Here is a 15,493-nt window from a genome sequence, read left to right as displayed (position 1 = left end):
TAAAAGCGGAGATTATACGGATTTTTATTGCCGACCTAAATCATTGAAAGCACTTTTATTTACACTCAGTGCTTATGCAAACAAGATTATTTGCAGTAGAATGCCGCTTTTAACCCATCACAATTGAGCTGACGCTTTATGTCCATATCAGAAAAGGTGATCATCCGCGGGATTACTCTGGACGGAGGAAAGTTTCGTCCAAGTGATTGGGCCGAACGCTTATGCGGAGCAGTTGCCTCGTATGGCCCTGGGCGTCGCATCATCTTTCACCCTAATGTCAGGCTAGCGACTCTTGACGGAATCAAATGTGTCGTCGTGGATGCATCATTGGAAAGTACAGATGAAATGCTGTTCGAGTTTTTGATGGATTTTGCTAAAGACAATAAGCTGCAGATTGATCGCACAACCAATTTTCCACCTGAGCCAAATTAGATTTCCTGTTCGGCATCCGGCCAGTTCTGGATATAATTTTTTAAAAGCTTATTCTCGAACTTCGCTTTTTTCAGCAACTCTTCCACAATATCAGTGATAGATAACATCCCTTCCAGTTTGCCTTTGTATACCACTGGCAAGTGACGAATATTATGCTCCACCATTTTATTCATGACTTCTTCAAGCGTATTATCCGGCTCGCAGGTATAGGGATTTGGGGTCATGGCATCACTCACCACCATCTGACTCCACTGTTCTGGATGAGTGTCCAGTATTTTAAGAATGTCCCGCTCAGATAAAATGCCCACCATCGCACCTGTTGGCTCAGTGATGATTAATGAACCGATTCGGTGCTCCATTAACATCGCCACCGCTTTATTCAAGCTATCTGTTGGCGATAAGCCAATGACAGGTTTACCTTTATTTTTGGTAATCGATCTGACTTTCATGGTCCTGCCCCTCTTCTCTGAAGTGCTCAGGACTATTCTGCTTGAGTCAGTAAGTGTTTGGCAACAAATAAGAAAAAAGGGTGGCACGATAAGTCATGCCACCCGTTGAAAACTACCAGTTGTAGGTCGCTGAAGCTATTACGCGACGGCCATCACCAAAGTAGCAGACTAAGTCGGTACACGTCGTCGTGTATTCGCGATCAAATAAATTACTGACATTCAGTGCCAGTCTGACATCATCGAAGTCATAGCGGATACTGGCATCCGTTAATGTGTAACCACCAGTTTCAATATCCACCGTAGATGTGCTCAAACTATCCGTACCTATATACGTGCTCTCCCCTACATAACGAACACCAGCGCCCATTCCTAAACCTTTCAATACACCCGTTGTTTGTGTGTAATCCAACCATAAGCTTGCTGTTTATCGAGGCTGATTTGGAATAAGGCTATCTTTTTCCCAGCTATTGGGGCTCTCAGTAATTCGGGCATCGACATAGCTATATGCGGCTGAGAGTTTTAGTTGTTCTGACAGTTCTAAGCCAGCTTCAATCTCAACCCCTGTCGAATTAACCTCACCTACCTGACGAGACACACCATTAGAATTGAATGCATCATATTCTGTAATCACATAATCATCTTTGGTCAAATCAAATAAGGCAAGACTAATAAAACCATCCATATTTTGGGGTTCATACTTCACGCCCACTTCATACTGCTTGGCTTTTTCTGGGTCAAATAAATTACCTTCCGCATCAGTGCTGGCTACTAAGTTAAATGATTCGCTATAACTGACATAAGGTGAAAGACCATTATCAAATTTATATACCAGACCAACCCGCCCCGAAAAATCTTCCGCAGACTTATCTGCATCATTTGCATTGTTTGGGAAATTTACATCAACATCATTCTTGACCCAGTCATATCGCCCACCGATCAGTAATCGCCAGTTTTTATAAGCGAGTTGATCTTGAATATAAATCCCCGTTTGACGTGAATAGATATCCTTATCGCTACTAAGAGACAAATTACCAACAGTTGAGCCATACACTGGGTTTAAGTAATTAATGGCTGAGGCTGTTCCAGTGAAGTTCTTTTCTGTTTTATCGGAATAACGCCAATCAAGACCAATCAGTATGTCATGAGTTAGCTTTCCACTATCAAAATGAGCTAATAACTGATTATCTACAGCAAAAGCATTTAACTCTTCCTTCTTACGGGATGCCTCTCTTCCCTGTATTCCTCTTGTTAAGTCGGTTGCAAATACATTTTGACTGATACCAAGCGCTTTGAAATCCAAATCGACTTCGTCATAACGTGTGTTTTGTCTGAATGACCAAGTGTCATTAAATGCATGCGAAAACTCATACCCGACCGATCGATAATCGCGATCAAAATTATTAAAATCTTCCTCGCCATCGAAAAAACCAAATTCACGGTCGTACACCTTCGCTCCACCATTAAAATCACTAAATGTTTTCAATAATGCTGGTGAGAAATGGCTATTAAAGCTATAAATTTGCTCATCGTGCTGCTCAACAGCCAATACGGTTAATTGTGTGGCATCACTGATATTCCAAGTTAATGATGGTACCACCATCTTACGTTTAGCATCGTTATAATCGACTTCAGAATTGGCATCATTTCCGACAAAGGCCAGTCGATAAAGAAGCTTACCTTCATCATCAACCTTGCCACTAAAATCCCCTGCTAACTCAAAAAAGTCATCGCTGCCGGCTGATAGACGTAACTCACGTAAGGTGTCTTCTGTAGGTCGCTTGCTAACTAAGTTCACCAAACCACCCGGTTGCGCTTGCCCATAAGTGACAGAACTCGGGCCACGAATGACTTCAACCCGCTCCAGTGCGTAGCTATCTGCTCTCGGTAAGCCATAGGTACTCGTTGGTATTAAAAGACCATCACGATATACCTGCGATTTAGCATCAAACCCACGCAAGCTAAACCAGTCGTAACGCGTGTCATAACCAAATGGCACACTCAAGCTTGGCATATATTGCAAGGCTTGTGTCACGGTTTTCACACCGCGATTAACTAACTGCTTCTGTGTGACCACCGAGATGGACTGTGGGGTATCAAAAATGGATGCATTCGTTTTTGTCGCACTAGCGCTCCTCTCCGCATTGTAACTTTCTATCGGGTCATACGCTGAAAATGAAGTTTGCTGTCCAGTGACAGTCACGACGGGTAAATCGGCTGATTTATCATTGCTTTTAGTCAGCCGATAACTGGTTTCTGATTGTTGAACGACGGACAAAGGCGTACCTCGCAATAAGGTTTGCAGTCCCTCATTAATCGGATAGTTACCTTTCAGTCCTGAGGTTTTATAAGCTGCCGTAAGTTCAGGTGAAAAGCTGAGTAATATGCCAGCTTGTCGTCCAAACTGATTCAGAGCCGTGGCCAAATCACCTGCCGAAACATTAAAGCTTATTTTTTTATCACTCTGCGCCGAAGTCTGTTCCGCAGCCAGCACAGGTGTGGTGGATAAAAGGGTCACGCCAGCTGTAGCGAGCAAAGCAGTGGTTAGCGTCATTGCGCTTAATAAAGCGGGTTTATTGAACATGAGAGTCCTCACTTTCCATTAACAAATAGGTATCTATTTGTTGTGTCACGTGAGAATGAAAAACAGACCAAAAAATTTAAATTTTCTGCTGTGGTTTGAGTGTAATCCAATAGCGTGTTCTATAGACCAACTCAATCTGAAGTGTTGCCGCTAAAGCTTTTAGAACTTGATCTATATTACTTAGAGGGTAAGTACCAGACACCCGACGGTCTGCTATTGAAGGGTCACAGCGTAGCCAGCCATGATGATAATTTTGTAACTGAGTCACTATCTCAGCTAGAGGCATGTTATCAGCCACTAGCATATATTGTTGCCAAGCGAGCATGCTTTCCTGTGCGGACATAACGCTTCCCAGCTCAGTGGCATTAAAGCTGATCTGTTGCCCTGCCTTCACTCTTAATAGTGGCAGATGGTTTCCCCGGATAAAATCGACAGCACCTTCATAAACAGCCAACAATGCCGTGTTGTCTCGCTGCCTGACATAAAAACGCGTGCCTACTGGCTTGAGATCAGCCCAGTCCGTTTTCAATAAAAAAGGTCTGGTATCTTTCGCGGTCGTGATCATAATGTCACCGCTGATTAAGGTCAGGTGTCGTTGGTTTTCTGAATACGCAATAGAAAAGGCACTATTGGCATTCATGTCCACTTGGGTACCATCTGAGAGTGTCACCGAACGGGTTTCACCAATTCCAGTCCGGTAATCAGCCAGTAACGGGAGTAAGAAAGTCTCATTCTTAAAATAAACCCAGCTGCCACCACTCATAACCGCTATGCCGACCAGCGAGCGTAAGACATGTCGCCGACTTTTATCTGTTTTGAACAGCGTTTTTTCCGTAATAGCGCGTGATAATGGCGTAGGTAAGGTATTAAGTCCATGATTGACTTGTTCAATTCTTGACCAAGCTAACTGATGCTGAGGATCGGCTGCCAACCACGACTGCCATTGCTGATACAAGAGCTTGTCGTCCGTCTGTTCGGATAACGCCAGATACCACTCAATAGTCTCTAATGCGATTTTTTGTTCAACCTGTATTGCGTCTGGCATGGATTATTTGACGGTGATTGCAAAATAACATTGCGCTGCTGCCCGAGTTAAGTATCGCTTAACAGTGGACACCGACACCGCTAATTTTTCAGCTATTTCCTGTTGCTTCATGCCATCCAATTGCGCATAGAGGAAAGCGCGCTTTACATCCAACGGTAAGCCCTGCAAACGCCGGTTTATATCCACTATGGTTTCGACAATGATGGCGCGTTCTTCTTCTGATGGTTGGAGACTTTCAGGCATATCGGTAATGGCTTCCAAATACGCTTTTTCTACTTGTTGACGTCGCCAGTGATTAGCCACACTTCGCTTTGCCAATGTTGTCAAAAAGGCGCGTGGTTCTGTGAGTAAGAGTTGCTCTTCACGCGCCAGTAATGTGACAAAAATATCATGGGAAATGTCCGCCGCAGACTCGGTAGATTCCACTTTGCCGCGTAACCACCGAAACAGCCAAGTATGATGTTGACGATAGAGATTAGATATCGTTTGTTGCTCTGACTCCTGAAAAACGGACATAGCTTGCCTGACGGGTTAAATAAATGAGAATCATTATCATATAATATCCAACCTCAATCAGGCAATAGCTATTCAGCCATCAGAGATGTTCGCGTGTGGAACGGAAATCGATATCTGGCCAGCGTTCCATCGTCAGGTCAAGATTCACCCGCGTTGGTGCAATATAAGTCAGGTTTCCGGCACCATCTAATGCCAGGTTTTGCGACGCTTTCTTTTTAAACTCTTCCAGTTTGCGGACATCATCACAATAGACCCAGCGGGCGGTGTATACCTGAACCGCTTCATAAGCACATTCCACGTTATATTCACCTTTCAAACGATGAACCACCACGTCAAACTGAAGCACACCCACCGCACCCAGAATGAGATCATTATTATCAAGTGGGCGGAATAACTGTGTTGCCCCTTCCTCACTCAATTGCTGCAAGCCTTTCAATAAGGCTTTATTTTTAAGCGGATCTTTCAATCTGACACGACGAAATAACTCTGGTGCGAAATAAGGAATGCCGGTGAACTGAAGATCTTCACCCTGAGTAAATGTATCGCCAATCTGAATCGTGCCATGATTGTGCATACCCAAAATATCACCAGGATAAGCTTCCTCGGCTTGTTCGCGTTCCGCCGCCATAAATGTCACGGCGTTCGCGATAGTCACATCTTTACCAATACGAGTCTGATGCAACTTCATACCTTTAGTGTATTTACCTGAACACACGCGTAAGAAAGCAATCCGGTCACGATGCTTTGGATCCATATTCGCCTGAATCTTAAATACAAAGCCACTAAAGTTCTCTTCACCAGACTCAACAACGCGTGTTTTTGTCTCACGAGATTGTGGCGGTGGCGCATATTTCACAAAGGAATCCAATAACTCTGTAATACCAAAGTTATTCATCGCTGAGCCAAAAAACACAGGTGACAACTCGCCAGCTAAAAACAGCTCCAAATCAAATTCATTACTGGCACCACGCACCAACTCAATCTCCATGCGTAAGTCTTCCGCCAGCCCACCGAATAGCTCATCTAAGCGAGGGTTATCAAGCCCTTCTATGACTTCACCCGCTTCTTTGGCATGCGCTTCGAACAAATGAACATTATCATCTAATAAGTGATAAATCCCCTTGAAGCCTTTACCCATGCCAATAGGCCATGTGATCGGCGCACAGCCTATATTTAGAATCGTTTCGATTTCATCCAACAATTCAACAGGCTCACGACCTTCCCTATCTAATTTGTTAATAAAGGTCAGAATCGGCGTATCACGCAGACGACAGACTTCCATCAACTTAATAGTCCGTTCTTCAACACCTTTGGCACTATCAATTACCATTAAGGCTGAATCCACAGCGGTCAATGTGCGATAAGTATCTTCCGAGAAATCAGCATGGCCCGGTGTATCAAGCAGATTCACAATCTCATCACGCCATGGAAACTGCATCACTGATGAGGTGACAGAAATGCCCCGCTCCTTCTCCATTTCCATCCAGTCAGAAGTGGCATGTTTATCAGTCTTGCGAGATTTAACACTGCCCGCGGATTGGATCATGCCACTGAAATAGAGGAGTTTTTCAGTGATGGTCGTTTTACCGGCATCAGGATGCGAAATAATCGCAAAAGTGCGGCGCTTTGAAGCCGCTTTTTGGACTGGGCTAGACATAATTTAATCACTTTCAAGAGTTTCAGTATCGTCATCGACGACAAACGAGCCATTTTCTCGCATCAATGCCTGTTTCTCAAATATAAATTCTTCCACTTTACAGTTGCTCCGCAACAAATGATAATAAGAAACATTATCATTATCATCTATAAAAATATCTCTTGAATGAAACATACTAGTTCACAACAACACGCTTCTAAGCAGATTGAAATGTTGTATATCCATAATCAACAGTGGCTGCGAAGTTGGCTGTATAAACAATTGGGTTGCAACCATCTGGCTGCTGACTTACTACACGATACCTTTGAGCGCTTGTTAAAACGGGTAAAAAACGATGTTATTGAAGATAGTGATGCTTATTTAAAAACGGTTGCTCGCCACCTATTGACCGATCATTGGCGTAAAAAGAACATTGAAACGGCTTATCAGCAATGCGTTAGCGAACTTGAGCCAGATTTAGCGCCATCAGCTGAAGAGCAAGTGGAGCATTTAGAGTTATTAATTCAGGTGGATAACCGACTAAGACAACTGAAAACAGATGTTCGTCAGACATTTATCGCCGTTCAGCTGGAAGGCTTAAATTATGCCGACACAGCCAATAGACTCGCTATATCCATCAGCACCGTGAAGCGCCATTTGAAGCAAGCCATGTTGAGTTGTTGTTTTAATTTGTCAGTATAACGATGCGATCACTCAACGAAAGTACAATCCCACTCACCATTGCAGAAGAAGCGGCCGATTGGTGGTTGGAGCTACAAAATTCTGTTAATCACACTTTAACTCAACAACGCATCAGTTCATGGCGACAGCAATCATCGGTTCATGATGAAGCCTGGCAGAAGATTGCTGCTTTTGACATGATGCTTAATGATATTAACGCGCCACAGCGTCGTCCAATCAGCCAACACGTTCTCAGTCAGCCATCTCCCGGACCTCGCCGACAGTTGCTTAAATCTCTATTTGGTATTGCGGTGATTGGCTCAACCCCATGGTTTATCGGTTCACCTGTCACCCATCAACAAAATAAGACACTCGCCACCAAAGTAGGTGAACACCGTAGCTGGACACTGGCAAATGGTGTTGAAGTCCACCTCAATACTGACACCATCATTGAGATAGACGAAACGAATACATTGATGACTCTCGTACTCAAGCAAGGTGAAGTAGCGATCATCACCCATGCCGAACAGCACCCTCAACAACAGCTGAAAGTGACAACAGCTATCGGAGATATCACACCGATAGGCACCCACTTTGTCGTCACACAATACCCTGAACTGATACAAGTCACACTATTTGAAGGCCAAGTAACCGTGACCGAGAAGCACTATCTGACATCATGGACACTTCAGGAAAACCAGGCATTGACATTGACTGCGTCAGGAGAAATGTCGATGTTCAAGGCCAATACACAAACGCTTGCCTGGCAAACAGGCATGTTAATCGTATCTGATATGCCCTTGAACAGCTTTGTCTCTGAACTCAGTCGATACCATCATGCCTTTATCCGCTATGAACCACAGATTGCTAATTTGAGAGTCTCAGGCTCATACCCAACCGACGATTTAGCAGCAGTTATGAATGCTGTTAGTAGAGCGCTCAACCTAAATTACACAAAACGTTTTGGCATCTGGTTTCATTTATCTGAAAAAAAATGAGCTGATTTTTTTCCTGGTTCGTCCTGAGTAATAACAACAGAACAAACCACGGAATCCATTATGAATCGAACTTATTTATCTTCGACAATACTCAATATTCTCCTGCTATCCAGCACAAGTATCGTCTTTCCCTCCGTCAGCTTCGCAGACGATACTTCATCAAAGCGCACTAGCGTGACCGAATCAAAGCAAATTTCCATACCTGCTGGGTCTTTAGAGACTGCCCTTAACCAACTCGGTCAACAAACAGGGTTACTGATTAGTTTTTCAGCAGATTTAGTTAGGGATCAATCAAGCCCAGGTGCTAAGCAGGCTCGCAGCATTTATCAGGCTTTAGACCAAATATTGGCGCACAGTGGGCTAAGATACGTCAAAAATGGTGAATTAAGTTACACCATCCTTCCTATTCAGAGTGCGGATCAATCAGGCGTAGATTTACCACAACTGAATATTGAAGCATTACCTCATAACCCAGAAATAAAAACCCTCACCTCTATCGAAATGCGCCAATCACTTAGGTCAGATCTGGCAGAAGCACTGAGCCTTATCCCTTCAGTACGTGTCGATGACACGGCCAGCTCAAGCCTGCAACAAGGTGATATCAAACCAGCAGAGTTTTCCATTCGTGGTGCAGCTCCATATCAAAATAAATTAATGCTTGATGGGGCTAGTATTGACAGTCGGCTGGATCCTGCTCTTGAAGAAAGTGCTTCGAACTACACACGGGTTGCCGGACACTCTCAAGGTTTATTTGTTGACCCCACTTTTCTGGATAATTTAACTGTCATTGATGTGAATGCTTCAGCCAGTGAAGGAGGATTTGTTGGTGGTGTCGTCAAAGCAGAAACCAAAGCATATTCAGGACGAGACGAATTTCAAATCAAACACCGTAAAACCCAAGACAGCTGGACGGAATTTCATGTTGATGAGTCTCAAGAAGGTGAGTTTTTTGAAGATGGGGCAAGACAATTACCAACTGGCTTGCCCGGAGATTATCATCCTAAGTTCCGTAAATCAGAGACAGCTCTGCAAGGCGCGACACGAATAGGTGATATAGGTGTTTTTGCAGGTTATAGTGAAAAAGAATCACATATTTCCCAAAAGCAACTGGTGAAATTAGATTTTGATTACTTTGCTGACACAGGGCGTATATTTAAACCTTCCGATGAAAAAACCCTAGATAAAGAATCACGATACGGCGTGGTTAGATTTGACCTGCTCGAACGTGATTATGATCTCAATGCCTCAGTCGCCTACAGCGATTATTACGAAGACAGTTTCCTGATTAACTACATTGGTTCAGACTTTGAAGGACAACATCAAGGTCTGAATGCGAGTGTTAATTTTGGGAAACAATTCGCTGACACTCGTATGGATCTTAATCTCAATGCAGGTACCGATGCCGATCAACGTGAGTTTGAAAGCAACACCATTGATCAATATAAATACACCAGTATCTATGAAGCGGGGATTTTTGGCGGATATGGTGATTTAGCCAACCGTCAATATACGATTGGTTCAACACTTAACTTTACCACCTCACTGAATGAGTCCCATGTATGGCGCTATGGTACCGAGCTGAAATGGGCTCGTTACATGCAGGATCGCGGAAATGACTTTACCTTCAATGAATACACCTTAGACTTCACTCAGCCACTCCCTCCTCAAACCTCACCGGGCTCATGGGCGCCTAGCGATCAGTTTCATAGCCGGGAAGTCATTTACCAGGCGGGGAAAATTGCCTTTGATAATATGGATATTTCTGCGTTTACTGAATTAAACGGTGACTACCAGCATGTCTTTTGGCGTGCTGGTGTGCGAGTGGAACATGATGATTGGTTAGACAATGTCAATTTAGCACCAAGAATTCAAGCAGGTGTCTATTTAAACAACACGCAAACAGCACGTATTACCGTTGGTGCAAACCGTTACTACGGTAAGTCCTTTTTATCTTATCGCTTACGAGAAGAAGAACGTAGTCGCATGAGCATTCGTGAACGCGATAGTGCAAGTGACAATTGGACCACTATTGATCCAACACAAGAGTGGGAGTTTCGCGACCTCGATACACCTTATGATGATGAATACAGCGTAGGACTCTATGCTGAAGTATTAAGTGGGCAAGCAGGCCTCCAATACGTAGAACGCCAGGGACGTAAACAAATTCGAACCCATTATGATTCTACTTCCGAAGTCAGTTGGTTTGAAAACTCAGGCAGCAGTAATACACAACAAGTCGATCTGTTCTGGCGTTCTTCACCTTTCCGATTTGCTGGTATGAAATGGTTAGTTAATTCAACCGTGAGTTGGATGGATAAAGACACTGATGCTCGCTATGGTGATAGTGGCGGTTATCTATCTAGTGTCGATGCGAATGAACAGGTCATATTTGAAGGTAATCAAGTCGCTCGCCGAGCATTACCTGCCGGTGACTTCGCCACACCAGTGACAGCTAATCTGGACATTATCATGCAGGCATTTGATGATCGTTTACTGGTTAAAAATAGCTGGGCCTTTACCAACGGTTATAAATATTTAAAAAGTTTAGGTAAAGATGATGATACCGGCCTGGATAGTTATGAAACAGAAAATCAAGGACGAACCACGCGCTGGGATATCAGTGTTGAATACGCGCTACTTTCACGCCCCTCCTCACCTTACATTCGAGCCGATATCATTAACGTCTCAGATAAGCGAAATGTGGTGACGACGGAATCGGGCACCCAATTATTTGGTTTAGGCCGTCAGTTCTGGTTCGAAATTGGGTATCGCTACTGATGTCGACGATGAACTATATAAACAGCCAGCTGCTGGTATTAGTCCTGATGATAATAATGCCAAGAATGGCGTTTGCAGAAAATGACACAATGACGCTCATCGAGCAATACAGGCAAGGTGTCACACACTGGCCCGAAGCCAAACTTGATGCTGGGGTTGAGGTGCAACCACTCATGCCTTTACCCCAGCAGATTGAGTTTCCACTCGACAATCCCTTTTCTGAGGAAAAGCAACAGCTCGGTAAACATCTTTTTTTCGACAGACGTTTATCACAATCACAGCAGATTGCTTGCGCCTCTTGTCATGATCCAGATTTAGCCTGGGCTGATGGCAGAAGAAAAGCGATTGGACATAATCGTATTCAAGGTGACATCAACTCACCCTCTATCGTTGATACTGGCTTTCTCAAGCAATTGTTTTGGGATGGCAGAGTCAACAGTCTGGAAGAACAAACGCTGGCAAGTTGGACCAACCCGATTGAGATGGCAGCGAATCCTGAGAATGCAGCAAAACGACTGGCGAAGACCGCATCCTATCCTGCTCTTTTCAAAACCGCTTTTGGTGACGAAAACATCACGCCTGAACGTATCGTTCAGGCTATTGCCACTTTTGTGCGAACAGTTCGCTCATCGCCATCAGACTTTGATCGCTTTATGGAAGGTAAACAAACGGCACTCACCGACCAGCAAATTAGAGGCCTACACTTATTCCGCACAAAAGCGCGTTGTATCCATTGCCACAATGGCCCCTTACTCAGTGATAATCAATTCCATCACTTGGGTACATCATTTGACCAAGTCGGTAATTTCCAGGGCCGCTATAAAATGACGGGAAAAGCAGAAGATGTCGGTGCCTTTAGAACACCTGCATTACGGACAGGTATCGCTTCGCCACCCTATATGCACAATGGCCTCGTTACGGATTTGGATATGCTGCTAGCTATGTACAATATGGGGTGGTGGCAAAATGCGAAACTCGATGATAAAACCGATGACATTCCCACCGCTCAATTATCGCCACTAATAAAACCCTTGGATCTGTCAAAACAAGAACTGGCCGATCTGAAAGCATTTTTACTCGGCTTATCCAGTCATCTACCACAGCCAGTTCTTCCAGAAGAACTACCCTAGAAATGCCTTTCCATTCACTCGCTCGATAAAAAAACCTTGTAACAGAGATGTTGGCCATCAGTAATTTTATGATAACTTCTAGGTTCTTCATAAGGCTGTAACCATGTCACGGAAAAAAATCGCAAGACACAAGGCAATCATTGACGAGCTCACCATCAATCCTTCTATGCGGGTGAGTGAATTAGCAAAAACCCTGAAAGTTACGACAGAAACGATTCGTCGTGATTTAGAAGAGTTGGCAGAACAAAACCTGATTAGTCGTACTTATGGTGGCGCCTTACTGAGACAGGCAGCAGAACCTGTATTAAATGAGCGACATAAAGCCAATCTGGCCGAACGCACCGCCATTGCCAAAAAAGCAGCGCCCATGTTGAAAGGTGCCAAAGTCTTGATGATAGGTTCGGGGGTGACCACCGTCGAAGTCGCCAAGCGCATAGCCTATGAAATGAACAATATTACGGTCATCACCCATGCCTTTGGTGTGGCAACCGTATTGTCGTTTAACCCGACTATTAACGTGATTATGGCACCCGGTGTCTATCATGGTGAAGAAGGCGCGACACATGGTTCACAAACCTGTCAGTTTTTATCCGATTACACGGCGGACTGGGCCATTCTAGGTGCTAGCAGCTTGGCACCAACTGGCCCTGCTGACGCGCTTACCGATGCTGCTGATGTTTATAAGCAGATGATTCGCCAAAGTGCCAACAATATGGTGGTCGCTGATCACAGTAAATTCGATCGCATGGCCACGGCGCGTTATGCCAGGTGGAATGAGATCGATCATTTAGTCACTGACCGCCAACCCAGTGGTCCCTTAAAGAAAGCATTGAGTGATGATAAGGTCGGCCTCATTGAGGCATCAACAAGTTAACTGACCTCAATGAGTATGCTAGTGAGGCTAGACCTGCTTTGATAAAGCGTCTAAGAAGAAATCAGCCTCATATCGCGATAAGGTTAGCAAAGGACGTAACTTCAAGGTAGCGCCGTACTTGCCTGCTGCACCAATCAATACCCCTGCTTGTTTTAAACCGTTAATAATATGTCGTGTCTTGGTGGGATTAGGGTTATGTTTATTATCCTTTTCACCAATATCAATACCCAAAAATAAGCCTTGGCCACGAACATCAGCAATATAAGACGATTGTTGCGCTATAAACTGGAGTTGTTGCTTGAGGTAGTCCCCCATCTTACGTGCATTTTCCTGCAAATTTTCCTGTTGAATGGTATCGAGTACAGCTTGACCGGCAGCCGCCGCAACCGGATTGCCACCAAAGGTATTAAAATAGCCAACATCAGCACAGAAGGACTGTAAATAATCGGGTCGCGTCGCCACCGCAGCCATGGGGAATCCATTCCCCATCGGCTTGCCCATGGTGACGATATCGGGAATGATCCCATGAAAATCGAAGCCCCAGAAGGTTTCTCCCATTCTGGCAAATCCAGGCTGAACTTCATCAGCAATAAACACGCCGCCAGCGTTGCGGACAACCTCAACAGCTTGTTTCAAAAAGCCACGAGGTTCGGAAAAAATACCATCTGAAGAAAAAATGGTATCTACCAACAGTGCCGCCACTTTGATACCACGCTGTTGTAAGGTGTCAATTGCCTCCGCGACTTTTGCAGCAAAACCGGCAGCTATGTCTCCTTCGTACACAGACGATGATGGCGCCGGAATAGCTACCACATTATCGGGCAAACTCCCTTGCTTGATAATGGAGGGTGAGACGGTTGTCACCAGACTGGTATTACCATGGTAGGCATCTTCCGTCACAATAAAGCCTGTTCCGCCTGAAGCCTGCTCAGCCAAACGCATCGCTAAATCATTGGCTTCACTACCCGAGCAGGTCATCACGACATTAGATACTGACTCGGGTAGCGTCGCTTTCAGTGACTCCAGATAGTCATCCACCACACTGACCAAATAGCGTGTATGTACATTCAATGTCGCAATTTGTTTTGACACCGCAGCAACGACACTCGGGTGACAATGACCAAGACAAGGCACATTATTATAAAAATCCAGATAACGTTTACCATCAGCGGCTTGCATCCAGGCACCTTGTGCAGACACCATTTCAATAGGCTCTTGGTAAAACAAAACCGAAGCAGCACCAAGATTATCAAGACGCCGTGTGACGTTCTCCTTGTGCTGACCCGATTTAGCCTCAAAAGCGTTCATATCGAGAATACGTTTTTCACTTAGCGGTGATGTGTCTTGCTGTTCATTTTCGGCAAGATATCGCTTTGCTAACTCAATAGTGCCTTGCGTGTACTGATCAAACCCGGCTTCTGCTGCTGTTTCTGTTTCAGGGTGACTTGCCACCCAGGCAGTGAGTAATAATCGACGGAACATCACAAATGTGGATATCATCGCTTCATCTTCTGCTGATAGAGGTGAGATGGATTTATAGCCTCGAACCCAGGCTCGTTCTAATTCCGGCAACAATGGCGACAACTCAAGAAACGAGACGGCTGAAGCAAAGTCATACATAAACCAGCTAAAACCACAATCATCAAAATCGATCACACCAAGATCATGGCCGTCTGCTAATAAATTCGCTAAACGCAGATCTGCATGAACTAAGCCGAAGCGGTCTGCTCCCTCACCATAGGCCTCTAACTGTGACTCGAGTAGCTGACATAATTGCTCAAGTACCACTTTCCCCTGTTCATCCAAGCCAAGCGCTTCTCGCCAATCCCCCCATAAAGGCTCAGGTCCAAAGGCACTCTCAAAATTCCATTTTTTACGTTCAAAGCCATCCGGCAGTGTCCAGTTTTTCGCATGTTGATGAAGTTTTGCTGAGGTGGCACCGAGTAATTCAAACCCTGCGACTAAAGATTCATCCTCATTTGGTTGATCCCCAGGAAGAAACTCAAAGGCCACCACGTACCTAGCTGCCCCCTCATCGTCAAATTCTGCCACTAAACTGCCATCTGTCATTGTTAATGGCTCGGGTGTATTCAAGACTTGCTGATGACGTAGTGATTGAATCCACATCAGTTCAGACAGGATCTCTTTTTTAGAATGATAATTAGGTCTGTGAACGCGAATAATGAAACGCTGATTTCGTGCCTCATCTTGAATCAGAAATGTGGCGTTTTCAGACACAGTCAGTAAGGAAATGTTGGCCTTTTCTGAGACATCCCACATTGGAAGCAAGCCTTTCACACCGCGTGTTAGGCGTTGAACAAACTGGGAATTATATAAACCTGCCATAAAGATAACCTCTGTAACTGTGTCAAT

General features: G+C 44.5%; 11 protein-coding genes and 1 pseudogene. 6 read left to right on the top strand and 6 right to left on the bottom strand.

What is annotated here, in order from left to right; genetic code table 11:
* The first annotated feature begins 138 nt into the window (after positions 1-138).
* The gene (locus tag B3V56_RS14375; RefSeq protein ID WP_286305210.1) at positions 139-432 is read left to right on the top strand and encodes a DUF3579 domain-containing protein; all 294 of its coding nucleotides are present in this window, start codon (positions 139-141) and stop codon (positions 430-432) included.
* Here B3V56_RS14375 and B3V56_RS14370 read toward each other — a convergent pair.
* The 5 genes and pseudogenes from B3V56_RS14370 to B3V56_RS14350 all read right to left on the bottom strand — a co-directional run bounded on the left by B3V56_RS14370 (position 429) and on the right by B3V56_RS14350 (position 6,680).
* Positions 429-881 (bottom strand): CBS domain-containing protein, encoded by a 453-nt coding sequence (locus B3V56_RS14370; protein WP_286305211.1) that lies wholly within the window; start codon positions 879-881, stop codon positions 429-431. The two genes, B3V56_RS14375 and B3V56_RS14370, sit on opposite strands and share 4 nt — an antisense overlap.
* 112 nt (positions 882-993) lie before the next feature.
* Positions 994-3,432, bottom strand: a pseudogene (locus tag B3V56_RS14365) (TonB-dependent siderophore receptor).
* A 106-nt stretch (positions 3,433-3,538) separates the two neighbouring features.
* Positions 3,539-4,507: a FecR domain-containing protein gene (locus tag B3V56_RS14360; protein WP_289284458.1), complete on the bottom strand. Its 969-nt coding sequence runs from the start codon at positions 4,505-4,507 to the stop codon at positions 3,539-3,541.
* Between the two features lie 3 nt (positions 4,508-4,510).
* Positions 4,511-5,023, bottom strand: coding sequence for a sigma-70 family RNA polymerase sigma factor (locus tag B3V56_RS14355; protein WP_286305215.1), 513 nt, complete (start codon positions 5,021-5,023; stop codon positions 4,511-4,513).
* Between the two features lie 79 nt (positions 5,024-5,102).
* Positions 5,103-6,680, bottom strand: coding sequence for a peptide chain release factor 3 (locus B3V56_RS14350; protein WP_286305216.1), 1,578 nt, complete (start codon positions 6,678-6,680; stop codon positions 5,103-5,105).
* Between the two features lie 165 nt (positions 6,681-6,845).
* Here B3V56_RS14350 and B3V56_RS14345 point away from each other — a divergent pair, with 165 nt between their 5' ends.
* The 5 genes from B3V56_RS14345 to B3V56_RS14325 all read left to right on the top strand — a co-directional run bounded on the left by B3V56_RS14345 (position 6,846) and on the right by B3V56_RS14325 (position 13,120).
* Positions 6,846-7,361, top strand: a complete 516-nt coding sequence (locus B3V56_RS14345) for a sigma-70 family RNA polymerase sigma factor (RefSeq protein WP_289282152.1) — start codon at positions 6,846-6,848, stop codon at positions 7,359-7,361.
* A gap of 2 nt (positions 7,362-7,363) precedes the next feature.
* Entirely contained in the window at positions 7,364-8,338 is a 975-nt protein-coding gene (locus B3V56_RS14340) for a FecR family protein (protein WP_289282151.1), read from the top strand.
* A 60-nt stretch (positions 8,339-8,398) separates the two neighbouring features.
* The gene (locus B3V56_RS14335; protein ID WP_289282150.1) at positions 8,399-11,116 is read left to right on the top strand and encodes a TonB-dependent receptor; all 2,718 of its coding nucleotides are present in this window, start codon (positions 8,399-8,401) and stop codon (positions 11,114-11,116) included.
* An 8-nt stretch (positions 11,117-11,124) separates the two neighbouring features.
* Positions 11,125-12,246, top strand: a complete 1,122-nt coding sequence (locus B3V56_RS14330) for a cytochrome-c peroxidase (RefSeq protein ID WP_289284457.1) — start codon at positions 11,125-11,127, stop codon at positions 12,244-12,246.
* Between the two features lie 103 nt (positions 12,247-12,349).
* Positions 12,350-13,120, top strand: coding sequence for a DeoR/GlpR family DNA-binding transcription regulator (locus tag B3V56_RS14325; protein ID WP_289282148.1), 771 nt, complete (start codon positions 12,350-12,352; stop codon positions 13,118-13,120).
* A 27-nt stretch (positions 13,121-13,147) separates the two neighbouring features.
* Here the strand turns inward: B3V56_RS14325 and B3V56_RS14320 are convergent, their stop codons facing one another.
* Positions 13,148-15,466 carry an aminotransferase class III-fold pyridoxal phosphate-dependent enzyme gene (locus tag B3V56_RS14320; protein ID WP_289284456.1) on the bottom strand — a complete coding sequence of 773 codons (2,319 nt, stop codon included), beginning with the start codon at positions 15,464-15,466 and terminating at the stop codon, positions 13,148-13,150.
* Between the last annotated feature and the right edge of the window lie 27 nt (positions 15,467-15,493).

The organism is Methylophaga sp. UBA2513, from assembly GCF_002341285.1.
Taxonomy (GTDB): Bacteria; Pseudomonadota; Gammaproteobacteria; order Nitrosococcales; family Methylophagaceae; genus Methylophaga; species Methylophaga marina.
Note: the sequence above shows the minus strand (reverse complement) of the source record. Positions and strands in the feature narration are given on the sequence as shown.